Below are 22,691 nucleotides of genomic sequence, written 5' to 3'. Positions count from 1 at the left end.
TGCAGCAGCACAGAGGCCACGCACGGCACCTGACGAAGTGCCGGGACCCGGTTGACGCCAACGCCGAGGGACCCCACGATGGCGAACGGCGCATCACGGAAACGAACAACATCCCCACGACAGCCATCGCGGCACACCGGAAGAGCCGTCGTAGGCATTCCCGCACCGCATGCAAAGCCCCCATCACCTCCCTTCCCCCTCGACTTAGATCCTGCTCAACCGCGACTGACAAAACAGCCACCGGATTACTCCTTGAACGAAGCTGACGATGTGTGATCACATTCCGCCCGTCAGCAATTCAGGGAGGAAAATGTGCAGCAAAACGCTGCTCGCAAAATAGGTGCAATAGCGCTCGGCGCTGCGATCACAATGCTGGGCGGCGCCGTTTCGCCCATGGCCCAGGCGACGCCCGCAGCCCATCAGCCGACCGCCGCGCCCCCGGCGCCGAGTCAGGCCGCCCGGACCGTCACCCTCATCACCGGCGACAAGGTGACTCTCACTCCCAGGCCCAAGGGCGGGCCCACACTCAGCGTGCAACGCCCTGCGGATGCCACAGGATCACTGCGCACCGTCACCGACGCCACCGGCACCTACGTGTACCCCGGCGATGCCGACACATATGTTGCCGAAGGGCTGCTCGACAAGCGGCTCTTCAACGTCACCGGCCTCATTGCCCAGGGATACGACGACACGCACACCACCGGTCTGCCCCTCATCATCACCCGCGATGCAGCAGCAGCACGGATGACTGGCGCACACCTGCCAGGAGTCGTAGTCAAGGGCCAACTGGCGTCCGCCCGCGCCGTGGCGGCAACCGCGGACCGGGCCAGGGCAGGGCTCCTGTGGAAGTCACTTCTTCCCGCGACGCAGCGCACCCCCGCCCCGAAATCCTCCACTGGGCGATCCCTGCCCGGCGTCATCGACAGGATCTGGCTGGACGGCAAAGTCAGGGCAACTCTCGCCGAATCAACGGCCCAGATCGGTGCACCCCAGGTCTGGGAACAAGGAGCCATCGGGACCGGAGTCAAAGTCGCCGTCCTGGACACAGGAGTTGACGCCGCTCACCAGGACCTGCACGACAGGATCGTCAGCACCCGAAGCTTCGTGCCCGGTGAGGACGTCACCGACCGCCGCGGGCACGGCACCCACGTGGCCTCGATCATTGCTGGCACCGGCGCCGCCTCAGCAGGCAAGGAGAGAGGAGTCGCCCCAGGAGCAGACCTGGCCATCGGCAAGGTCCTCTCCGACAGCGGCAGCGGAACCGAATCCGGGATCATCGCCGGCATGGAGTGGGCGGCCAGGACCGAACACGCCAAGATCATCAGCATGAGCCTGGGCAATTCCTCCACCCACACTCAGGCCGACCCCATGAGCCAGAGCGTCAACGCGCTCAGTCAGGAGACGGGGGCGCTCTTCGTCATTGCAGCAGGCAATTCCGGGCCAGGCGAATACACCGTCAACGCACCCGGCACGGCAGAGACCGCGCTCACCGTGGGAGCCGTGGACGTCACCGACCAGATGGCCGGCTTCTCCAGCAGCGGACCAAGAGAAGGGGACCAAGGCCTCAAGCCCGACCTCACCGCACCCGGCGTCAACATACTGGCAGCCCGCTCACAGCACCTGCCCGGAGAGGGCGCCTACACCTCCAAGAGCGGCACCTCGATGGCCACACCACATGTCGCCGGCACTGCCGCGCTCCTCCTGGAAAAGCACCCCGACTGGACAGGGCAGCAACTCAAGAACGCCCTGATGAGCACCAGCAAGGTCACCTCCGGCATATCCGCCTACCGTGGCGGCTCCGGACGCGCCGACATCTCCGCAGCCTTCCGCACCCAGGTCGTCGCCTCCGGCGCAGTCGACACCGGACTGATCAAATGGGCACGCGACCCAAAACCGATAGAACGCCGCATCACCTACACGAACAGCGGCAGCACCCCGATCGAGCTGCGGCTCTCGCTGGAGCGGGGAACAAGCCCACCCTCCCTGTTCGCGATGGGCACCGACCAAGTCACCGTCCCGGCACACGGAAGCACCTCCGTCCCCCTCGTCATCGACCCGCGTGAGGTGGCAGCCGGCGCCCACACCGGCCAGGTGATCGCACACGACCATGCCGGAACGGCCCTCGTCCACACCATGCTGAGCGCCAGAACGGAAACTGAGCGCCACGACCTGGTGCTCCAGGCGAAAGACCGCCAGGGCCGGCCCACCACCGGCACCGCCCAGCTCGTATCCGCCCAGGACCCGCTGCGGCCGCAGTTCCTCCAAATCCCCGAGTCCGGGCTGACCCTGCACCTACCCCGCGGCTCCTACGCCGCCACGATGTTCAAGGACGTGCAAGGGGCACACGGCGCACACTCCAAAGGCCTGGCACTGCTGGGCGACCCCGAGATCGAACTGACCGAGCAGCGGACCGTCATCTTCGACGCCTCCCGCGCACACCAGATCCGGGCCCTGACCCCCAAGCCGAACATGCCCGCCCACACCAGACTCGAATACTGGCGCTCGTTCACCACCACGCACCCGCAGTACGGGACACCCGGGGACGTGCTCGACAACAGAACGGTCGGCCCGGAGTACGACAGCGTCTGGGCCCAGCCCTCCACCGGCAAGGTGAAGCACGGCGGATTCATACTCACCACCAGATGGCGAGCCCCGCAGACCCCGCTCACCGTCTCCTACGACGGACACGACATAGACGTCCTGACCCAGAACGGCTCCAAGCCGCTGCCCGAGGGCACCACCACGATGGCGGACGCCGTCTTCGCGGGCACCGGGACCCCGGCCGACTACGCCCGCCTGTCCGCCGCGGGCAAGGCCGCCGTCGTGCGTCGCAGCACCACCGTCACCCCCTACGAGCAGTCCCAGGCCGCCCACGCCGCAGGAGTGAAGATGCTTCTTGTGGTCAATGACGCCGTAGGACGGCTCAACACCTGGTACGGCCTTGACGACTACGAGTCCGCCGGACCGGTGGCTGTCGCCTCGGTGACAGGAGACGACGGTGAGGCACTGATCGCCGACATAGCGGAATCACATGGCGCCAAGGTGCGCCTGCGGGCCACCGCGCACCCCGACCCCTCCTACCTGTACGACCTGGTCAGCCAACACACGGCAGGCATCCCGGAGGACCTCGACTACCGGGCCGCACCGCAGAACCTGGCGCGGATCGACCTCACCTTCGGACAGGATGCGAAGACCCGGGCGACGGAGACCAGGATGGACTTCCCGCCCTATGTCTTCGGCGGCGGCTCGAGCTTCCCGTCCTCGCCCGTGGCACGCGGACCACGCACCGACTGGGTCTCCACAGGAAACGACATCAGGTGGCAGCAGAAGGTGAGCGCCAGGGAGGTGCTCGACCAGTCAACCGACGTGGTCTCCTACCGCCCGGCGCACACCTACCAGGACCGATGGCTCACACCGATCATGCGACCACGCATGATCAGTGAACACCTCCCCGTACGGCAGTACGGCGCAAAACTCGTCTTCACGACGCCGGCATGGGGGGACAACGGAACGGCGCACGCCGGCCAGGGGTACAACAGCGGCGGTCTGTCCCAGCGCACCTTGCTCTACCGGGGCGAGGAACTGCTCGCCGAGTCCGACTACGACAGCGGATACGCCTGGGACCTACCCCCCGAAGCGGCGCGGTACAGGCTCGTGGTCGAGGGCGTCAACGCCAACCCCGCCTTCAGCCCCTACTCGACCTCGACCCGCACCGAGTGGTCGTTCGTCTCGGGTGAAGCGGAACAGCAGATTCTTCCACTCGTCCAGCTCGACTACGAAGTGAATCTGGATGCCGAGGGCAGGGCCCGCCGGAATGCGGCTCTGGAAGTCACACCCTCAGTGCTCGGAGACCCGGGCACCAACGTCTCGTCCCTGGGACTGGAGGTCTCCTACGACGACGGGGCCACGTGGCACCGGCCCAGAACCACGCACCACAAGGGCACCTGGAAGACATCGCTCGCGGCTCCGAAAGCAGCATCATTCGTGACCCTGCGGGCCACGGCGAGAGACGAGAAGGGAGGATCAATCACCCAGACCCTCACCCGAGCCTACGGCTTGAAGTAAGCAACGCACGGGGAGCGGTGCAGCCGCTCGAACCGCTCCCCTTCGCCCCGGTGCGTGCCCACCCCACCGGGACCTGCGCCGAGGTCCCTGCCGCCGGGTGCTGCACATGACAGTGCCGCCCAGACCGGGGGAGTCTGGACGGCACTGTGGCAGAGAGGTCCAGTCTCTGCCCAAGCTCCTGAGGCGCCGAGCAGATCAGAGGGGTACTGATTCTGCGCGCGTCCTGCAGGAGCGGATCGGGGGCCCGACTCAGCGTGATCTGCGTCGGCCTTCTGCTCTCCAGCCCGGTCTGCAATGTGTCATTGCAGGCCGGGAGCCGGGGCGCACACGCCGAGCGGTCAGGCGGCGGCCTTGAGCTTGCCAGCGATCTTCACCACGCGCTCCGCCTGGTGGCGGGCCGCGGCACGGGTGGTGTCACCCACCGGGTTGTTGCCCTGCGCGTCCACGTGCGAGGTGCCGTAAGGGTTGCCGTCCTCGAACTTGACCGGGTCGGTGAAGCCGGGAGCCACCAAAATGCCGCCGAAGTGGTGGACGGAGGTGTAGAGCGCCTGCAGCGTGGTCTCCTGGCCGGCGTGAGCGGTGGCCGAGGATGTGAAGCCGCTGTAGACCTTGTCGGTCAGTTTGCCCTGGGCCCACAGGCCACCGAGGGTGTCCATGAACTGCTTCAGCTGGGCGGAGACGTTGCCGAATCGAGTCGGCGTCCCGAACAGGACCGCGTCGGCCCACGCGATGTCCTCCACCGTCGCCTCGGGTATGTCCGTCGTGGCGATGTGATTGGCGGCCCAGGCCGGGTTCGACTCGATGGCCTCCCAAGGAGCCAGCTCCGGTGCCTTCACCAGACGAACTTCCGCTCCCGCCTTGACCGCTGCGTCGCGCAGTTCCTTGGCGATCTCGGTAATGGTGCCGGTGGAGGAGTAGTACACGACAGCGACGTTCACAGCGGTGGTCATGGGGGTCATCTCATTTCTGGATTCGACTTCACCGGCTATATGACCGGTCGTCTATAAAGTAGGCGGGTTGGCGATCCCTGTCAAAGGAATGCCGAGTGACTTAAGAGACACAGGTTGGCGCCTCGTCCGGGAATTCGCCGGCGCACACCGCAGTGCCTCGATCGCCTCTACCTAGCGGCGCTCGGCCTGGCTGCCGGTTTCGACACCTGCCCAGGCGCCTTTGACGCTGATGCGAAAGCTCGCCGAATCCCACGGGGAGGCGCCATGGGCTGTGGTCGGCGCCGGCAGTCCGCCCGTCGATCAGGCTCTGGGTCTGTCGGCAGCGGCCTGCCCGGTGCTGGATGCCCCCGCGGACCGTTACCGGCCCGCGGGGGCATCCAGCCCTCGAAGGGATGCTCGGAGTTTCTCAGCTCTGAGTGGCCACCCGGGAAACGTGGTACTGGCGGATCCTCCAGCGGTCGTCCCCGTGCTGCAAGACCAGTGACATGTGCACCTTGGCCTCCCAGCCGGACGGGTCGCTGAATGTGACGTCTGCGAAACCTCCGGCAATGTCCTTGCCGAGCGAGTAGGTGTGGAGCACCGTCACGTCTGCGCTTCGGTCCGCTGCGACCGCCTCGTAGTAGTCGCGTACCGCGCTTCTGCCGGAGAGCACCACCGGCCCGAAGCCCTGGAAGAGGGTGTCCGGAGTGAACAAGTCGGCCATGACGTCCGGCTGGTGGCCGTCGAACGCGGCCTTCCACTGGTTCAGTACGGCATTCATCGGGTGGCTCATCGCGTCAACTCTCATTCCGGTGTGCGGGACACCATCGGGACCGCGTCCAGGGGCGCCATCTTGGCAGTGGCATAGTAGACCGGTCGTATAAAAATTGCCCACACAGTCCTGGTGCGCAGAAGAGCGTGGGTGGCTGGAGGGGGAGCTGCAGGCGCTCGCCGCGGGAAGCCTTGGTTCCCGGTGGCCGGCCGAGCTGTCGCGGAGGCAGTTGGCTTGGGGCACGGTAGAACAAATCCACCGACAGGAGCGGCTCATGTCGAACCACACCTACCGCGTCACCGAGATTGTCGGCACCTCCACGGAGAGCGTCGACCAAGCCGTGCGCAACGGCATCCAGCGTGCGGCGCAGACGCTGCGGGGGCTGGACTGGTTCGAGGTGACACAGGTCCGTGGTCACATCGTCGACGGGGCGATCGGGCATTTCCAGGTTGGCATGAAGGTCGGCTTCAGGCTCGAGGGCGGCGCCTGAGGCCCCGCCCGTCCGGACCTGTCCCGTGACGATGCCTGAGACCGCGAACGTGCCATTTGCCCGGTTGGGCGAGCCGAGCCAGGTCTGCGTCTGCCGCGGCGCCTGATGCCGCCTGCGGTGCTGCCCGTCCCTGGCCCGCCGACAATCCGGCGTCCGGCAGGGCGGGTCAGTGTCCTGCGTTCTGGCCACCGTCAACGTGCAGGATCGAGCCGGTGACGAACGGCGCGTTCTCGAGGTAGAGCACCGCGTCGACAATGTCGCGCACATCGCCCATACGGCCGACCGGGTGCATGGCGGCGAGTGTGTCGTGGTGCTGCTCGTCGTGCATGGGGGTTTTGATCGTTCCCAGGGAGACAGCGTTGGAGCGGATCCCGTTGGCGGCGTACTCGATGGCCAGGGCCTTGGTGGCGGACTGCAAGCCTCCCTTGGTCAGGGAAGCGAGGATCGAGGGAACCTTCGAGCTGGGCTGGTCGACAAGACTGGTCGTGATCTGCACGATGTGGCCGCCGCCCTGTTCGAGCATCCTGGCGACTGCGAGCTGGCTGATGCGGAAGAAGCCCGCCACGTTGACCCCGAGCGCCGTGTCGTAGTCCTCCTGGGTGAACTCGGTGAACGGCTTGGAGATGAAGACTCCTGCGTTGTTGACCAGAGTGTCGATGCGGCCGAAGCGCTCGATGCCCGCGGCGATGACGCGTTCCGCGGTGGCCGGGTCTGAGATGTCACCCCGGACGGTGACGACGTCAGGGTCCTGCGACGCGGTGATGCTGCGTGACGTGGCCACGACGCCGTAGCCGAGCTCACGGTAGGCCGCGACGATGCCGGCGCCGATGCCCTGGGATGCGCCTGTGATGACCGCTACCTTCTGTCCCTGCGTGCTCATGATGACCTCCTGGATGAGAGAAATAGTCGACTGGTCGTCTATAAGGTAACCGACCGGCTCGACGGAGTCAAAGAGGCTGGTGTTGACCGTCCGGCGCCTCGGTCGCCTGCGCCCTGGGGGTGCGGCTCGCACCTTGGAACCTCCATGGCTCAGGGTAATAGACGACCGATCTACTACTTGTAGTCGGATGGTCGTATACTTGCGCTATGGGACGCACCAGTGACGCCAGGAACAAGATCCTCACCGCCGCGCAATCGCTCATCGAGCTGCGCGGGTACTCGGCCCTGGGCGTGGCGGAGATCTGCAAGAAGGCCGAGGTTCCAAAGGGGAGCTTCTACTACTTCTTCGACTCCAAAGAGGCCCTGGCCCTGGCAGTAATCGATGAGCACTGGGCTCTCCAGCAGCAGGGGTGGGCCCGGGCCCTGGGCGGCAACGAAGAGCCTCTGAAGCGGCTCCGGCAGTTGTTTGAGGAGACGCAAGCCGCTCAAAGTGCAGGTCAAGCCACGTGCGGCTCCGTCGCCGGATGCATGTTCGGCAATCTCTCCCTGGAGCTGAGCAACCAGACCGAAGCCATCCGGGAACGCTTGCAGCAAATCTTCGACGCACAGGTGGGCATGGTCGAAGAAGTGATCGCCGCAGCATTGGAGCGAGAAGACATCACTGTCGCCGACACCCGCCAGGCCGCCCGTTCGGTTGTCGCGCAACTGGAGGGCCAGGTGCTGTTCGCGAAGCTCTACAACAACACCGACCAGCTCGACACGCTGTGGGCGAACTGCCTGGCGTTGTTGCGCGCGAGTGCACCTGCGGAAACCGCAGCGACGGTGTGACAGGCGTAGTCAGACGCAGGCAACGGCTGCTGTTGTGCCACCGGTATCTTTCCTGGGTTTTTCAGGAAACAGCACCAAACGGAGGTAGTGATGAAGGAGTTCCTCGTCGAGCTCATTACGACTGTTCCCGAGGGCACCGACTCGGCTGAAGTCGAACGGATCCGTGCCGCAGAAGGCCTGCGCGCGAAGACACTTGCGGCCGACGGGCACCTCGTGCGGCTGTGGCGCCCTGTTGGAGAACTGCGCAGTATCGGCGTGTGGTGTGCCGATGACGAAAATGAGTTGCGAGAAAAGGTCCTGGGTAGCTTGCCTCTGTGGCCGTGGATGACAGCAACGATCACGGCACTGCAATCTCATCCCAACGACCCGGGCAAAGCCAGCTCCGCCACCTGACCCCGACAGGCCACTTGTTTCCCCGGCATCCGCTGCCCCGTGCCATGGCCCTCGGATGCTGCCCCGAAGACCCAGACACCAGCTCGAAACGGCTGGTGAGTACGATCCAGACATGCGGGAACCACGGGAGGCAAGCACTGGAGACCTGGCCGCCGCGTACTTCTGCTCGGGAGTCGTCATCGTCGCCTCTGTGACCGTGGGGATGCTGGTGGACCCACTCGTAGCTGCCCTCGTGGCCGGACCCTTTGCCGCTCTGTTTTTCATTGGCCTCGTGGTCACGCACTTTCACCACAAGCGAGGTATGGACGCGGTACGCCAGGCCTACGTAGCCACCTTCGTGTGGACCAAGTGGTTCTAGGGCGAGCACGTGCTTCATCAGGACGTGTTCAGCCTGCGCACGCGGAGACTCGGATGACGAAAGCTGCCGCGGTAGCTGTACCGAGGGAGTGGTAGTCGTGCCGCCGCAGTGTCGAGGGCTGTTGCGAAAGCGCTGCGGTGCCCGCCACTGATCCTCAAGGCCGACTGGCCTTGCCATGCGGGCCCGTGCGTCGGCGGCAGCCGAGTTCGGGTGGCGTGACTCATCGGTCAACAGCGCGTTGAGTTTGGCAACACGTGCAGGTGTCACGCCGCCCCACGGCCGTGACACCTGCACGTGTTGCCGGCCTCCGGTTCAAACCCATGCCACACCCTCAGATCACTTCTGTTGTCCGTCGCTGTAGCGTCGAAAGTCTCGCGGGGAGACGGAACGGCTCAAGCGGCGCTGGAGCCACACCAGAAGTACCCGCATCGGGCGTTGCTCTGTGATGGGAAGAGATTCACCATGTAGCGTCACCGCCAGATGTCGTGGTCCGCACTACCCGCCCGCGCTCCGGTGCGGGCGTTTCGCTGCAAAGAGCGGGCCACAAGCCCCGGAGCCGCATGATGCGGAACCGGATGTCAACGTGAAAGGCACCAGCATGGCCAGCGGATCCGTTAAGTGGTTCAACGCCGAAAAGGGTTTTGGTTTCATCCAGCAGGACGGCGGCGGGCCGGACGTCTTCGCGCACTACTCTGCCATCAACGCCACCGGTTTCCGGGAGCTCCGGGAAGGCCAGGCCGTCACCTTCGACATCACCCAGGGTCAGAAGGGCCCTCAGGCGGAGAACATCACCCTCGCCTGACGAGCAGGTGAGCTCACCCAGGCCCACGAGCCCGCTCCCGGGGGCCTGGTTCCCCGCACACCGCCCTCCTCGCGCGCTTGGAGACGGGGGAGGCGCGGACGAGGAAGATCCCGGCACACACGGCCAGGATCCACGCAGGAAGCACGCCCGCCTTGGCGCCGATCTCCGGCCCGCACCCCCGTGAGAACCCGTAGTGTTTTTTCCGAACTCGCCTCGACGGGCTGACTCGCGGGCCACGAGCACGGCTAAGCCTGCCGGTGTGTCCGATGGCGGAGGCCGGAGTTCGCTGAACTCAGTGGCTCCTGCCGTCGCGGCCCAGCATCACCTACGGAGTCCAATGCCTGCACGCACGAACGAGTGGGGTCAGTCCATCGGGGACCCGGTTCCGGAATGGAGCCCCCGCCCGTTGCCGGTCCGCCGTACGCTGAGCGGCCGACACTGCCGGCTGGAGGCCCTGGACCCCGAACGTCACGCCAAGGACGTGTTCAGCGCGCTTCGGTCGGCGCCGGACGATCGTGACTGGACTTACATGGCTGTCGGTCCCTTCTCCGACGCAGAGGAGTACCGCCTCTGGGCAGCCGACGCCGCGGCCGGCACGGACCCCCTGCACTATGCGGTGGTCGACAACAGGTCCGAAAGGGCAGTGGGCACCCTCTCGCTCATGCGCCAGGACCCGGCCGGCGGGGTGATCGAGGTGGGCAACGTCATGTTCTCGCCACTGCTGAAGCGCACCGTCATCTCGACGGAGGCACAGTTCCTCCTGATGACCTATGTCTTCGACGACCTCGGCTACCGGCGTTACGAGTGGAAGTGCGACAGTCTCAACGCCCCCTCACGCAGGGCCGCAGAGCGACTCGGCTTCAGCTACGAAGGCACCTTCCGCCAAGCAGTCGTCTACAAGGGGCGCAACCGCGACACAGCCTGGTTCTCGATCGTCAGCAGCGAGTGGCCGGCGCTCCGCGATGCGTTCGGTGCCTGGTTGGCGCCCGCCAACTTCGACACCGACGGCATCCAGCGCCGAACACTCGCGCAGACTCGTGCCTGCACCGCCGCCGAGTGACTCTGCCAAGCCTCTTGCATCAGAACGCGTTCGACACCGTGCTGCTACCGCCGATGTCATGACACCCCACCGGCACGGGCGGGCTCGCTACGCCCGGGAGGAGGTGACCTCCTTCAGGTCGTCGACGACCTGCCGGGCGGTGATGGCCGAGGTGAACAGGATGGTGCCGGGCTCGATCTTGCCCGAGTCACCGCCGTGAGGACGGACTTGTATGGTGCGCTCGCCGAGGTAGGTGTAGGTCTCGGCGTTGAAGATCATCTCGGTGCGGGCGCCGCTGGTTTCGTCGAGCCGCGCGACAGCCACGCCGTGGCGGCCGGCCGCGTCCACAGCGTCCTGGACCTGGACTACTCCAGGGACCTTGGCGGCTGCCTTGAAAAGTGCGGTGTTGAGGTCGGCGGGAGCTAGGGATTCGTTGAGCAGGTCTCCGATGGTGGTGAACGCCTGCTGGTCAGGGTTGTTGCCCATCCCCTTGGTTTCCTTGTAGATCTTCGCCAGCAGGGTGTCGGCGTCGGTGGGCAGGGTGGCGAGGTAGTCATGAGTGGGGGCGTTGAGACGTCCGGGCTCGGACGCACCCTTCTCGTTGATCCGGTCGATGCTCTCACCGTCAGCCGGGGTGTTGGTGGGGTCGATGAGCCAGCCCTTCGTGCCGTCCCCGGAGAGCCAGATCTGTCGGCGGTTGATGCCGTCACTGGCCACGGTGGTTTTGTCGTCGACCGTGCGCTCGTAGGTTCCGCCGAACTTGCTCTCGATGTAGATGTACTGACCCTCGCCGACGGAGGCGACCGGCTTCTTCGTTGCCGCCAGCGCGATCCGGTTCAGCAGCTGCGGCACACCCTGACTGGTGCTCGTGCCGACCTGCGCGATAAGCGCCGGCTGTGCGGTGGGGGAGTTGCTGCTGGAGCCAGTGAGAGTGACGAGGCCGGCGGCGACAACGGCCAGCGAACAGGCGGCGGCCGGAAGGACGAACATGGGCCGCAGGAACCTGCGCCGCTTGTCGGGAGTGGGTGTGTTCGCCGCGGCGTCCGACTGGTGGATGAAAGTCATCAGGGCTTCCTTGTGGAAGGTGTGGCGGCCCGCGGGGAGGTCGGCTTCCTCGAGGCTGACCAGACGAGCGGTCTCCTGCCACTCATCAGGCATAAGACGATGCTGGCTCATGAAATCCGGGTTCCTTCCTGGACGGGCCGGACCGCAGTGGTGCGGTCGCTCTTTACCTGTCGATTCGCCGACTGGGGTTCCCGGATTTCTTCCGACAGTTCCGCATCCGCAAGCTTGCGCAGCTTCGAGCGGGCGCGGGAGAGACGGGAGCGAACCGTCCCGACGGGAATCTGCAGGAGCTGGGCTGTGGTGGCGTAGTCCAAGTTCTGCCAGAGGCACAGACTCAGCACCTCGCGCTCGCTGCGGCGTAGCTTGGCGAGTACGGCAGCGGTTGCAGTGAGCCGCCGACGGTCGTCGACCCGGCCGGCGACCTCGTCAGCGTGGTCGGCCACCGAGGTGTCTGTCCGTGCCGCAGCGAGTGCTGCCGCACGGAAGCGGCGGTTGCTGCGCGCTTGGGCGCGCACGAGATTGGTGGCGATACCCAGAAGCCAGGGACGCAGGGAGCCTCCGGTGGCATCGAGACGCTGGTGGCACCGCCAGGCTTCCATGAACGTCGCGGACACCACGTCCTCGGCTGCGGCCCAGTCCGAGGTCAGTCGGAAAGCATGGTTGTAGAGAGTCCGGGCGTACTCGTCGAAAAGGTCTGCGAAAGCCTGCGGATCCCCCGCACGTATGCGCGCACGCAAATTTGTTGTCACATCAATCAGCTGTCGATTCAGAGGCCAGAGTTCCTGTGATGTGAACCACACCCGATGGGTGGGCAGGCTCTGGCAGTTCGGCGCGCAGTGCCACCCTGGGAGCTTCTTCCGTGATGCGCCGTCCGAGCACGTGGCGAGCCTTTCCCGCCACCCTCTGCCGCTGGTGCTGTCTACCGTCCAGTAGTCGTCGGGACCGTGCGGCCAGTTGGGCGGCAGAGGGCAGAAGCGTCCCCGTGGTTGATGGGCCGGCGCCCGGCCGTCCGCCCCTTCCGCGAAAACTCCATGCCTGGCGGGCCGGGCGGGGGGCCGGCGCCCGAGTGTTCTGGCTCGACGGCCAAGGCGAACCGGCGCCCGGCACCGCGGGCTTCGGGGGCAGAAGCCCTGCAGAGTCTTGCGTGGCCGGAGTGAAGGCTCGTCGCGTTGTCTTTGGCATCGAACCGGCATATCATGTTGATGCGTCAAGCAGTTTGTGGTCTGCTTGCGTAGACAAGCGTATGGTTGGAGCCTCGCCCAGGCCAGGGAAGAAGCATCTGGGCAATTGATTGTTCAGCCTGTGGCATCCATTTAAGGGAAGCCCTATATTCCGTTCCGATTCGGTGAAGTGTCGGCGGCCCGTCCGCGAGCACACTCGCTTTCCGCCGAGACGGATGTGGAGGAGGGGCAGGCACAGCCCGCCTCACGCACCGATGATGAACAGGTGGGCCCACGTACTGTTGCGCAGGTTGTGACCGCTGTCGACCAGCGCACTCACCTCTGCACCGGCCCGTGCCAGGCGAGCACTGACGGCGCCGAGCGGAGTGCATCACCCCACAACCGACTTGCGTACTTCCAACTCTGGCTAAGCCTTTTCGGTCTGGTCGGTAGGCTCAGCCGAAGCCACGGGCTGCGACACACCGGGAGGGGTGTAGTAGACCGAGGAGCCCTGCTTGGTGCGCTGCGCCCGATGCTTGGCAACGAGCCCTTCGAGTGTGTTGCGCACCACTGTGGTCTGGACGAGGCGTTCGGGGTGGGCCTGGGTCAGTGCGGCGGAGACCTCGGCGGCGGAGCGCGGTTCGCTCTGCTCGAGGAGGTGACGGCGTACGAGTTCCACCAGCGTGGGTGTGGTGCCCTTCGCCGCTGCGGCCTTGGCTGCCTGTGCGGCAGCGGCTTTCTTGACGGGCGTGTTCTTGCCGCCTGCGGCCTGGGCTGCCGTGTTCGTGCGGGCTACAGGCACGGTGGCCTCGGCGGTCGGCACGACACCGCCCAACGCCTGCTGGATGCTGACCAGCACACTCTGATCATGCTGCAGGGCGGTGAGCTGCTCCTGGAGGGCGGCGACCTGACTGCTGAGGCTCTCTTGTTCCTTGGCGTTGCGCTCGAGGTCGTCGTTCACCTGGGCCGAGTACTGCGCAGCTACTTTGGTAGTGGAGGTCAAGCTTTCGGACATGATGGTGCTTCTCCTTGGCTGGCTGCTGGAGGGCGGGCGCAGGGGTGAGTAGCTATCGGCCAGGGATTGCGCTGCCACCGCTGTGCATGCCCGGGAGCAGAGATAGTACGGATACGGGGGTGACGATGTCTCCTCCCGCATTCCATCCCTGGCTGGTCACCGGGACGGGGGCGGTGTAAGTGAAGGCTGGGGTGCTGCACGAGACGCGCCGGCGCTGTCCTGGAAGGGGGCGCTGTTCAGCGCCGTCATTCCGCCGAAGGCTCTCTACTGCCGTCGGTGCCTGCGAGCCTGCAACGTAGTGCGACCGCGCGTGGAGCGCTGGCTCACATGGGCGGTAACTGCACTGGATGCTACGTGCTTCATGCGGCTGGATGGAATGCGACCGGCCGCTGCGGTCGTGGCGTCAGCGCAAGACACATCCCCTACCGCCCGCTCGTCCTCGTGCCTGAATGGCGGCAACCTGCACCTGAAGAAGGGCCCGGACGGTCGCCCTGACCACGGCTGCAACCGTGCCGAGTGCTGCACCCTGTGCGGCTTCGGTATCTCCTCGGCGAACTTCGGCTGAGGGGCGAAGCCCTAGATGATCCGTCCCAGACCTTCCCGCGCGAGCGGCTTGAGGGTGGAAGCGAGCGTCGTCCGGCCCATGGTGACTGTTGGCGACAAGGGAGACCAGCGTCTTGTCGTAGGCCGCCCCGGGGTACCGGGCGGCTTTTGCGCAGAGCGAGGCTGTTGCATGGATGTCCTGAAGATTCACGTCGAAGGGGCGGTACGTGCCGAAAGGCTCCATGCCCGGCACCTGCAGCCTCTTGGGGCGCCCGGCAGCAGAGTCTCGGGCAGCCGTCGAGGGCCAGCCTGCACCGATGTCCCCGAAAGACCGGCCTCACTTCCCAGTTGGCGCCTCGCTGTGCCCACCGGCCTGACCGGTAGGCGCGCGTGCGGCCATCATCCGGGGGAGTGTCGAGTGCGGTGGTACGAGGCCGCCAATCCTGGCCCCAACGGAGCCACGACGGCGACTGCGGCGGTCGGCGGAGCGCCAACGGGTTTGCGCCGAGCGTTATTCTCCTGATCTACTTACTTGACCGAGCAACAACTTTCGGGACTCTTGCTGTATTTGCCTGCAATCCGGTAGACGCGGCATGGGAAGGAGTGAGTGCCTGCTTGCGTGCCAGGTAGCTGGGCTTCCTTAAGAACGATCTGCCAAGGCGGCACAGTCTTAGCAAGTCCCAAGGACCGATGCCCGCGTGACTTTCCGTCGCCCGGTCCTTGTTCACTGCAGGAGACAGGATCCACCTGGAATCCACTGCATCCTGGCTGTCGACCCTGCACTTCGCCCCCGCTGCATCCTTGAGGCCACACCGGCCAGGTCTAGAGTGCAGCGGCCCCTCCCTCAGGAGCCTCGCAGCACGTCGTGTTCCGACTTGACGCGAAGGCACCGACAGTTGACGAGCTCGTAATCCTGGGAACTTCGCAGCGCTGTGAAGTCCCAATCTGTACGTCAGAGAACCTCCCCCCTCAGAACCAGGATTTTCATGACCGACAGTCAACATGCCCGTCCACGCAAGTCCCGTCTGATCCTGTTGGCTGCGATCGGTGCACTCGCCGTCGGCGGCTCGGTGGTTGTGCCGCTGGCGGCCCAGGCCACCGATGAGAATGCTTCCGACGCCACCGTCAGGCAGCAGGAGTTCGTCGCCGCAGCTGCCGAGCACCACGTGCCGCAGGAAGTACTGCTGGCCGTGGCCTACCAGGAGTCGACCTGGAACGCTCATTCCGGGCACAGCGCGAGCGGCGGCTATGGGCCCATGCACTTGACGGACGTCACCCCCACCATGCTGGCCGCAGGCCCCGCAGGAGCCGCCGGACGAGGCGATCTTCAGGAGCTGGCAGCCGACCCGGCACTGCACACTCTCAAGGCAGCGGCCAAACTGACCGGGCTGTCCGTCGAAAAGCTCCGCAAGGACCCCGCAGCGAACATTCGCGGCGGCGCGGCACTACTCGCCTCGCACCAGAAGTCCCTGACCGGAACGACCTCGGCCGACATAGCCGACTGGTACGGAGCTGTCGCCCGCTACAGCCAGGCAACGCAGCAGGAGAGTGCCAAGGCATTCGCCGACCGGGTATTCGCCACGGTCAAGCGCGGTGCCAAGCGGACGACATCCGACGGACAGCGAGTGGAACTGACCGCCGCGTCGCAGGTCCGGCCTGCGACAGGACAGTTGGCCAAGCTAGGCCTGGCCTCCCGGGCGGACGCGACCACGACCGAGTGCCCAGCCACGGTGGACTGCACCTTCGTTCCCGCAGCGCCTTCCAACGGCCAAGTCTCCAACCGCCCGGGCAACGGCGTCAGGATCGATTCCATCGTCATCCACGACACCGAATCCTCCTACGAGTCCGCCATCGCCACCTTCCAGAAGCCGGGCGGAGGCGCAGCCCACTACGTAATGCGCTCCTCCGACGGAGCTACGACGCAGATGGCGGCCACCAAGGACATTCCCTTCCACGCCGGCAACTACTCCGCCAACATGCATTCCATCGGCATCGAGCACGAGGGCTACGCCGCGCACGGCGGCACCTGGTACACCGAAGCGCAGTACGAAGCCACCGCAGACCTGGTGGAGTACCTGGCCGACCGCTTCGGCATCCCGCTCGACCGGCAGCACATCATTGGGCACGACAACGTTGTCGGCCCTAAGTCGTCTCTCGTTTCCGGGATGCACTGGGACCCGGGGCCCTCCTGGGACTGGGGCCACTTCATGGCGCTGCTCGACGCGCCCACTGACGGAGACCGCGGAGTCGGTGACATCGGCTCCGTGGTGACCATCGTCCCTGGCTTCGCCGACAACAACCAGACCGTCCAGATCTGCCCCTCCGACGACCCGACCGGCGCCATCAAGGCGTGCACGGACGTGGAGAAGCCGACCAACTTCGTCTACCTGCGGACCGCGCCGAGCAGCACAGCGCCCCTTTTCGGCGACCAGGCGATCCACTCCGGTGCTGCCGGCACCCGCAGAATCTCCGACTGGGGAAGCACGGCCCAGGACGGTCAGCAGTTTGTGGTCGCCGGTAAGGAGGGTGACTGGACTGCGATCTGGTTCAGCGGCCACAGGGTGTGGTTCCATAACCCGGACGGACGCAACACGGTGCCTACACATGATGTAACCGTCATCAAGGCCGCCGGTACCACGCCAGCCACTCCGCCTGTGGCCGTGTACGGCACGTCCTACCCGGACGCCACGGAATACCCCGCGGGTCTCTCGCCCTCCACGCAGACTCCGCTGAGTATGTACGGCCTCCCGGCCGGCCAGGCATACGTTGCCACCGGTGCGCCGTCTGCTACCGACGACTTCTTCGCTTCCAGTGGCAAGGTCGTCATCGGGGCCAAGAAGATGTATGCCATCCAGTACAACCACCGCCTCGCGTCGGTGTACTCGAGCGATGTCACAGCTACTCCGCTGGCCGACTAGGTCCTGTCCGGAGTTGCACGGACGGAGCCATAAGCGGATTGCTGTTGTGGTGATCGTGCCGCAGAAGACGCAGACCTTCTGGGCCCTGACGGGTCATGTCGACGCGAGACTCGGGCTGGTTGTTGGTTCGCCCGCCCTCGTTGCGGTTCGGCAGTGTTTGCAATTGGAGCCATCAGGTCTGCCGTCTTCGCAGGCAGCGGTGGTTGCCGCAGCGGCTGTTGGGGCGTGACCCGAGCTGGACTGCGGTCGCTCGCCGGTGAGGGCGGTAGCCGCCCTCACCGGTGAGGTGGGTCTTGCAGCTCAGACCGCTCCGCGAGAGGCCGAGTTCCTTGAGGGGGCGTTTGGGGTCTTGTCCTTCCGCTGGGCCCCGGGCGTGGCCCCATGCTGGTGGGCATGGCAGGACGTCGGGCCGACAGGTCTGCGTACGCAGCCTGCAGGGTTTGCCCCTTCGTCCATCTGCCCACCGTCGATGCCGTCGCCTGTCCCAAGCTTGTTGCGGGCGGTAGGCGCTGAGCCGGCCGTGGCCAGGATGCTAAAAGGTCCTGGCAATGCGGTCGATCTCGGCAGCATCACTTTCCGATTGTATAAGCCAGAGCTCGGCCTTGCGGTCTGAGGGGGCACCACTTGTTCGCTCATTTGTCTGCCAGAAAACAACTTGACCCGCTAATAGATTAGTTGACTGGGCAATCAAGTGCATGTACGTTAAAGCTTCAATCGCTTCGGCCTGATCTGTGCCCGGAAACTCGGTTCCTGGTCGTTCAGGTTGCACATGGAAAGGGATTAAATGAACCAGCGTAATTACAGGGGAGCGGCGAGGGATAAGGGGGAGAAGATGTTCTCCATCCTCGCGGGTGTTTGCGCTGCCGCCGCTTTGGCTCTGGGGGTTGCATCTCCCGCCTCGGCGCAAACGGGGAATCTCGGGTCGGATTCCGTCTTGGCCTCGTCAACCACGGCTGAGGGAGTGCCGACCATAGAAGGTTGCGTCCGCTACTTTTCTTACAATCAGACCCAGGCTCAGGTAGACAACTGCCCGGGTAACGGTACGGCGAGTTGGGCCTGGGCATGGAGCCCTTACCAGGCTGGAAAGGATTGGGCCCGAGTTGATCTGACATTCACGGACGGCACCACCGACTCGCTCTACACGGCGGCCGGGAAGAGCGACGCTCGCAATTTCAATAAAGACATTGCCAGCCTTGTGATCTGTGAATCATGGAACAGGTGGGAGAGCTGCTCAGCGCGGTTCTACGTGTAGTCGCCTAGGGCTCGTGACGCGATCTTGCTGCAGTGTCCTGGTTGGCCGTGACCCCGGTGTGAGGATTCGGTCGTTCGCGAGGGTCTGACTACTCGTCCGTGAATCGTGGACGACAACCAGTGTGCACTGAGCGAGCCGCTAGGCCTCCATTGGCCGAAGAGGTCGCCAAGCCCCGGCCGGTGTCGGACCAGCTCTGTCTCCAGGGCATCCTGTTCGTGCTCTACCGGAGATAAAGCCGGGCAACTCCTGCTGCTGTAGCTGAGGTTCGGCTCGGAGTTGACCTGCTGGCGCCGATGCTTCATCCGCGCGAAGTAAGTAAGGGGGCCGACACCGGTCCGTCGCCGGTCGACCGGCGGAAAAGCGGGCAGCGAATACCACTCGACCTGCGACGGACGTGGCACCTCGCTCAAAGTCATCACAACGGCGACGACGTCACCCAAACCCTCGCCCTCCTCGACGGCATCCCACCCGTCGCAGGCCGCCCCGGCCGGGCTCGCCACCGACCTGACGCCCTGCTCGGCGAAGTGGTACAGCACGAGTGCGTTGCTCAGGTCGAGGACCCGCCGCAGCCGCTGGCCAGGACGTCCGTCCGGGTGCGGGTAGGCGGCGTCGGCGTTTGTGAACGGCCGGAGCAAAGGCCAGGGGCGAGGGCCGTTGGTCGGAGAGGAACACCGCTGCCTCATCCGCGAAGGCCGTCTTCAGCCATCGCCGGGCGAGAGTGTCACCGGCTGCGCTGGCCCGCCCGCTTCGAGGACTTCGCCTCCCGCAAGGTCATCTCAATGACGCGGGGCAATACGTGCCAGCACCTCAGCGGCAGCAGCTATGTCGCAGCCTTCAATGCGGGAAAAGACGTGCCGTCGGACGCTGGCGAGATTAGTGGGCCACGCCTGCTCGAGCCGTGCCCGGCCGGAGCTGGTCAGCACGACAAGGTGGGACCGTCCGTCCTGACGGGATTGGGCCCGCAGAACGAGTCCCTGGCTTTCCAACCGCTTCACAAGTCGGGACATACCGCTGATGGAGAGTCCACAGGCATTGGCTAGCTCGCTCATGGACAGCTGGTTGTGCGGTGCATCGGCGAGATGTACGAGCGCCATGTATTCGGTCCCGGAGATTTGCTGCTCTTCGAGCATGTCAGCGTCGACGACGCGGGGCAGGAAAGACATCACCCTGCCGAGAGCCCGGAGGAATGCTTCCTCGTCGGGGTTGAGAGGGTCGGTAGTCGCCGCATTCGCCATGGGCACATTGTAGGTGGGTTGCAACAACAGAGATCGGCGGCCGGCAACGCCTCGACACCGAACGCGATCCCTCACGCCGCCTGGTGGTGGAGATTTCTTCCGGGACAGGTTCCCGGGGAAGTGCGAGCACCGGACAGTGCGGGACACAACGCACTTGCAGAGGCTCCGACTGCCTTTGCACAGGCTGTCATTGACGTGGGCCGCGTCTGCCCTGCCTGCCCAGCTCACGGCAGCCAGGTCGTCTGTCCTCTAGGAGGCGCCGTGCCATCGTTGCTCGCCTGCATCCTCGGAGAGGGGGCACAGGACACCCCGTCCCACCGCGGGCGGGGGCGGCAAGTCAGAAGATGGATCGGTTGAGAAGGCCGAAGTGCGTGATCAAGGTACCGGCAGTTGCTGCCACTACCGCGAGCGCCGCCGATGTGAGAACAATATTGCGCCGCCTCACTTCCGGCCGCAAAGCTCGCCGCGTTGCCTCGGTCACCTTCCGCTTCGTCCAGCGCAGGACGAACTGGGCCCAAGTGAATTCGCTGGCCCAGATCGCCATACCGCCGAAGATCACTACCCAGCCGGGGCCGGGGAGCGGCAAAAGGATCACGCCGGTGCCGACTACCGCGAATCCCGCAAGGAATATACCGATCCGCCAGATCAGGTGTAGCGACTTCGAACGCTGGATGAAGTGGGGGGCTTTGGAACCGTACGGCTTCTCCCCTCCCTCTGCCTGCAAGACAGCGCCTTCGGTCCGGCTGTTCGAGGATGTAGCCATCGGGCCGGTATTCGCGCAAAAGCTCTCTGCAGGGTCCGAGGCGACCGCTGTTGCCCTTCTGAGCTTTTCGTCTACCTCAATCCTGGACCACACCATGACACATTTCACCGCATAAACTCTGATCAGGCTCTGGATAATTGATGCTGGGCCGGTAGTTCTGTATGGCCTGGCCCAGTCCTTCGTTGCCGGCTCGCGGGCTGCGGCACCAGGCGTAACCATTCTAAGGAGTGACGAGGGGGAGTTATTCCCGCGCAGACCACACGGTGCTGTGCCCTCTTCCGGTCCTCCTCAGAATGAGTCTCAGATATACGCAGAGCCAACCTTCAGCAAGCGCTGTGTGCCTGCCCGGGACCAGGTCGGCGCGGTATGGGGATGCACCCGCAGACAGGAGCTGCAAGCTCGAAGACTCCTGCAGTTGCGAGAACCAGGTCCAAGAGGGTGACTAGAGGAATGGACCTCAAACTCGAAGTCGTCGTTCTTCCTGTCTCTGACGTCGACCGTTCGAAGGCGTTCTACGAGAAGGCAGGGTTCCGTCTGGATCTCGACGCCAACGTCAGTGAACAGTGGAGGGCGGTACATCTCACGCCTCCCGGATCGGAATGCTCGATCCTGCTCGGCAAGGGCCTCAGCGCAGCTGCGCCTGGCTCGAGCCAGGGCCTGTACCTGGTTGTCTCCGATATCGAGGCCGCGCGTGACGAACTCGTGGGCCGCGGGATCGACGTGAGCGAGATCTTCCACGATGCGGGCGGGCTGGTCTTCCACAGCCATGAGGGCGGTGGGGTCGTGCATGGCATTGAGGGGCAGGAACGCAAGGCCGGCCCGCACCCGGACCGCGCTTCGTACGGCTCCTTCGCAACCTTCAGCGACCCTGACGGCAATGGCTGGGTACTGCAGGAGGTCACCCAGCGGGCGCCGGGCCGCTGATCGGCTTCCCTTCGAATCCGCGGGCTGCGCCTGGGCCGCGGTCAAGGTGTGTGGGGGCGTCTGGTTGCGGGACGCGGATGCAGGGGGAGACGCTGATAGTCGCTATCGGCCTGCTTGCGGTAGGAGCCCTCGGCGTCGTGTTGGCCCGGTGCGTCGCAGTACGTGAATGAGCGCGGGAGTAGTTTCTCCCGCGCTCATGAGCTGTCTCTGGCCAGTGCTCCGGTTCAGGTTCGGTCCGGGGCGGTCGGAGCGATCAGAAGACGTCCTCTTCCCGCACCAGCGTCAGCAGGTTGAGAAGTTCCACATAGAGCCAAACTAGGGTCAGGGTGAGTCCGAAGGCCGCGAGCCAGGCATCCCTTCGGGGGGCGCCGTTCTCGATGCCCTCCTCGACCTGCCTGAAGTGCAGGGCCAGGAATGCTGCCGCCAGGACGACACCGATGACTCCGAAGACGATGCCGAGGCTGCCGCTGCGGAAGCCGAGTCCCTCGCTGTCGCCGAGCTCGGAGAACAAGAGGTTCGTCACTGTGAGCAGTAGGTAACCTAGTCCCGCCGCGATCACGAAGCCGTAGAAGCGACGGGTGACGCGTATCCAGCCGAATTTGTAGGCGATCAGCACTCCGGCGAAGACCGCCATCGTGCCCAGGACCGCTTGAATCACTACACCCGGCGCGATGTGGGTGGAGACTGCAGCGGAGATGACGCCGAGGAAGACCCCCTCGAATGCCGCGTACGCAAGGATCAGTGCCGGGGTGGGTCGACTCTTGAGGGCTTGGATCATGGAGAGGGCGAAGGCGACCAGGGCGGCACCACCCGCGATGCCGTAAGACCTGCCCAGCTGCATCTGGTCAACCGGCAGCAGGACCCACGACAGCACCGCTGTCAGGACGACCGTTCCGAGGGTCATGGCCGTGCGGACGACCACGTCGTCCATCGTCATGGCGCCGGCGGTGTTCTGTGCGGGAGGGCTGAATCCGGAGTCGTAGGCCGCTTCGGTGTCCTTGCGGAGGTTGATCGTGATCAACGAGGGTGCGGTGCCCGCGTCCGTCGAATTTTCCGCACCGGCGGACCGCCGACCGCTGGCGCCGTCGTTCTGATCCTTCCACTGGCGGAGGAGCGGATTGCTGCCCTTCAGGGACCGCTTGTCTGCGTCCAACATCCGACTGCCTTCTCTGCTCGTACATCCGCGTCGCACCCTGCGTCGCTCTTGCACGGTCACACACCAATCGTCACCTGTCAAGGGGGTGACGAATTGTGGCGCCCC

18 protein-coding genes are annotated in these 22,691 nt (G+C 65.2%); 9 read left to right on the top strand and 9 right to left on the bottom strand.

Annotation, left to right across the window (positions count from 1 at the left end; translation table 11 throughout):
- Positions 1–393: 393 nt before the first annotated feature.
- A complete protein-coding gene (locus tag OG844_RS01150; RefSeq protein ID WP_406387483.1) occupies positions 394–4,065 on the top strand; it encodes a S8 family serine peptidase in 3,672 nt (1,223 codons plus the stop codon).
- Positions 4,066–4,403: 338 nt separating this feature from the next.
- Here the strand turns inward: OG844_RS01150 and wrbA are convergent, their stop codons facing one another.
- Both wrbA and OG844_RS01140 read right to left on the bottom strand, forming a co-directional pair.
- Positions 4,404–5,015, bottom strand: coding sequence for an NAD(P)H:quinone oxidoreductase (wrbA, locus tag OG844_RS01145; protein ID WP_406387482.1), 612 nt, complete (start codon positions 5,013–5,015; stop codon positions 4,404–4,406).
- 406 nt (positions 5,016–5,421) lie between these two features.
- Positions 5,422–5,787 carry an SgcJ/EcaC family oxidoreductase gene (locus OG844_RS01140; protein ID WP_406387481.1) on the bottom strand — a complete coding sequence of 122 codons (366 nt, stop codon included), beginning with the start codon at positions 5,785–5,787 and terminating at the stop codon, positions 5,422–5,424.
- A gap of 253 nt (positions 5,788–6,040) precedes the next feature.
- On the opposite strand from OG844_RS01140, the gene OG844_RS01135 reads away from it, so the two are divergent.
- Positions 6,041–6,256 carry a dodecin gene (locus tag OG844_RS01135; protein WP_406387480.1) on the top strand — a complete coding sequence of 72 codons (216 nt, stop codon included), beginning with the start codon at positions 6,041–6,043 and terminating at the stop codon, positions 6,254–6,256.
- A gap of 166 nt (positions 6,257–6,422) precedes the next feature.
- Here OG844_RS01135 and OG844_RS01130 read toward each other — a convergent pair whose 3' ends face one another.
- Positions 6,423–7,136 (bottom strand): SDR family NAD(P)-dependent oxidoreductase, encoded by a 714-nt coding sequence (locus tag OG844_RS01130; RefSeq protein ID WP_406387479.1) that lies wholly within the window; start codon positions 7,134–7,136, stop codon positions 6,423–6,425.
- 206 nt (positions 7,137–7,342) lie between these two features.
- On the opposite strand from OG844_RS01130, the gene OG844_RS01125 reads away from it, so the two are divergent.
- From OG844_RS01125 to OG844_RS01105, 5 genes are all read left to right on the top strand, one after another.
- A complete protein-coding gene (locus OG844_RS01125; protein ID WP_406387478.1) occupies positions 7,343–7,963 on the top strand; it encodes a TetR/AcrR family transcriptional regulator in 621 nt (206 codons plus the stop codon).
- Positions 7,964–8,053: 90 nt separating this feature from the next.
- Complete coding sequence (locus OG844_RS01120; protein WP_406387477.1) at positions 8,054–8,356, top strand: muconolactone Delta-isomerase family protein; 303 nt, start codon at positions 8,054–8,056, stop codon at positions 8,354–8,356.
- 112 nt (positions 8,357–8,468) lie between these two features.
- The gene (locus tag OG844_RS01115; protein ID WP_406387476.1) at positions 8,469–8,714 is read left to right on the top strand and encodes a hypothetical protein; all 246 of its coding nucleotides are present in this window, start codon (positions 8,469–8,471) and stop codon (positions 8,712–8,714) included.
- Positions 8,715–9,312: 598 nt separating this feature from the next.
- Entirely contained in the window at positions 9,313–9,516 is a 204-nt protein-coding gene (locus OG844_RS01110; protein WP_406387475.1) for a cold-shock protein, read from the top strand.
- Positions 9,517–9,853: 337 nt separating this feature from the next.
- Complete coding sequence (locus tag OG844_RS01105) at positions 9,854–10,576, top strand: GNAT family N-acetyltransferase (protein WP_406387474.1); 723 nt, start codon at positions 9,854–9,856, stop codon at positions 10,574–10,576.
- Between the two features lie 87 nt (positions 10,577–10,663).
- Here the strand turns inward: OG844_RS01105 and OG844_RS01100 are convergent, their stop codons facing one another.
- From OG844_RS01100 to OG844_RS01090, 3 genes are all read right to left on the bottom strand, one after another.
- Positions 10,664–11,713, bottom strand: a complete 1,050-nt coding sequence (locus tag OG844_RS01100) for a CU044_5270 family protein (RefSeq protein WP_406387473.1) — start codon at positions 11,711–11,713, stop codon at positions 10,664–10,666.
- A 14-nt stretch (positions 11,714–11,727) separates the two neighbouring features.
- Positions 11,728–12,369, bottom strand: a complete 642-nt coding sequence (locus tag OG844_RS01095) for an RNA polymerase sigma factor (RefSeq protein ID WP_406395951.1) — start codon at positions 12,367–12,369, stop codon at positions 11,728–11,730.
- 838 nt (positions 12,370–13,207) lie between these two features.
- Positions 13,208–13,795 (bottom strand): hypothetical protein, encoded by a 588-nt coding sequence (locus OG844_RS01090; protein ID WP_406387472.1) that lies wholly within the window; start codon positions 13,793–13,795, stop codon positions 13,208–13,210.
- A 1,529-nt stretch (positions 13,796–15,324) separates the two neighbouring features.
- On the opposite strand from OG844_RS01090, the gene OG844_RS01085 reads away from it, so the two are divergent.
- Positions 15,325–17,256: an N-acetylmuramoyl-L-alanine amidase gene (locus tag OG844_RS01085; RefSeq protein WP_406387470.1), complete on the top strand. Its 1,932-nt coding sequence runs from the start codon at positions 15,325–15,327 to the stop codon at positions 17,254–17,256.
- A gap of 2,028 nt (positions 17,257–19,284) precedes the next feature.
- Here the strand turns inward: OG844_RS01085 and OG844_RS01080 are convergent.
- Both OG844_RS01080 and OG844_RS01075 read right to left on the bottom strand, forming a co-directional pair.
- Positions 19,285–19,743 carry a MarR family winged helix-turn-helix transcriptional regulator gene (locus OG844_RS01080; RefSeq protein ID WP_406387469.1) on the bottom strand — a complete coding sequence of 153 codons (459 nt, stop codon included), beginning with the start codon at positions 19,741–19,743 and terminating at the stop codon, positions 19,285–19,287.
- A 337-nt stretch (positions 19,744–20,080) separates the two neighbouring features.
- Complete coding sequence (locus OG844_RS01075) at positions 20,081–20,506, bottom strand: TIGR02611 family protein (RefSeq protein WP_406387467.1); 426 nt, start codon at positions 20,504–20,506, stop codon at positions 20,081–20,083.
- 450 nt (positions 20,507–20,956) lie between these two features.
- On the opposite strand from OG844_RS01075, the gene OG844_RS01070 reads away from it, so the two are divergent.
- Positions 20,957–21,430 carry a VOC family protein gene (locus OG844_RS01070; protein WP_406387466.1) on the top strand — a complete coding sequence of 158 codons (474 nt, stop codon included), beginning with the start codon at positions 20,957–20,959 and terminating at the stop codon, positions 21,428–21,430.
- A 253-nt stretch (positions 21,431–21,683) separates the two neighbouring features.
- On the opposite strand, the gene OG844_RS01065 is transcribed toward OG844_RS01070, so the two are convergent.
- A complete protein-coding gene (locus tag OG844_RS01065; protein ID WP_406395949.1) occupies positions 21,684–22,562 on the bottom strand; it encodes a Bax inhibitor-1/YccA family protein in 879 nt (292 codons plus the stop codon).
- Positions 22,563–22,691 lie beyond the last annotated feature (129 nt).

This window comes from Streptomyces sp. NBC_00887, from assembly GCF_045207585.1.
Note: the sequence above shows the minus strand (reverse complement) of the source record. Positions and strands in the feature narration are given on the sequence as shown.

Bases quoted from the DNA above. Each gene is read 5' to 3' on its own strand.
- OG844_RS01070 (WP_406387466.1), top strand. From the start codon at position 20,957: ATGGACCTCAAACTCGAAGTCGTCGTTCTTCCTGTCTCTGACGTCGAC.
- OG844_RS01140 (WP_406387481.1), bottom strand. From the start codon at position 5,787: ATGAGCCACCCGATGAATGCCGTACTGAACCAGTGGAAGGCCGCGTTC.
- OG844_RS01115 (WP_406387476.1), top strand. From the start codon at position 8,469: ATGCGGGAACCACGGGAGGCAAGCACTGGAGACCTGGCCGCCGCGTAC.
- OG844_RS01135 (WP_406387480.1), top strand. From the start codon at position 6,041: ATGTCGAACCACACCTACCGCGTCACCGAGATTGTCGGCACCTCCACG.
- OG844_RS01110 (WP_406387475.1), top strand. From the start codon at position 9,313: ATGGCCAGCGGATCCGTTAAGTGGTTCAACGCCGAAAAGGGTTTTGGT.
- OG844_RS01085 (WP_406387470.1), top strand. From the start codon at position 15,325: ATGACCGACAGTCAACATGCCCGTCCACGCAAGTCCCGTCTGATCCTG.
- OG844_RS01090 (WP_406387472.1), bottom strand. From the start codon at position 13,795: ATGTCCGAAAGCTTGACCTCCACTACCAAAGTAGCTGCGCAGTACTCG.
- OG844_RS01130 (WP_406387479.1), bottom strand. From the start codon at position 7,136: ATGAGCACGCAGGGACAGAAGGTAGCGGTCATCACAGGCGCATCCCAG.
- wrbA (WP_406387482.1), bottom strand. From the start codon at position 5,015: ATGACCACCGCTGTGAACGTCGCTGTCGTGTACTACTCCTCCACCGGC.
- OG844_RS01080 (WP_406387469.1), bottom strand. From the start codon at position 19,743: ATGGCGAATGCGGCGACTACCGACCCTCTCAACCCCGACGAGGAAGCA.
- OG844_RS01120 (WP_406387477.1), top strand. From the start codon at position 8,054: ATGAAGGAGTTCCTCGTCGAGCTCATTACGACTGTTCCCGAGGGCACC.
- OG844_RS01075 (WP_406387467.1), bottom strand. From the start codon at position 20,506: ATGGCTACATCCTCGAACAGCCGGACCGAAGGCGCTGTCTTGCAGGCA.
- OG844_RS01100 (WP_406387473.1), bottom strand. From the start codon at position 11,713: ATGCCTGATGAGTGGCAGGAGACCGCTCGTCTGGTCAGCCTCGAGGAA.
- OG844_RS01125 (WP_406387478.1), top strand. From the start codon at position 7,343: ATGGGACGCACCAGTGACGCCAGGAACAAGATCCTCACCGCCGCGCAA.
- OG844_RS01150 (WP_406387483.1), top strand. From the start codon at position 394: ATGGCCCAGGCGACGCCCGCAGCCCATCAGCCGACCGCCGCGCCCCCG.
- OG844_RS01105 (WP_406387474.1), top strand. From the start codon at position 9,854: ATGCCTGCACGCACGAACGAGTGGGGTCAGTCCATCGGGGACCCGGTT.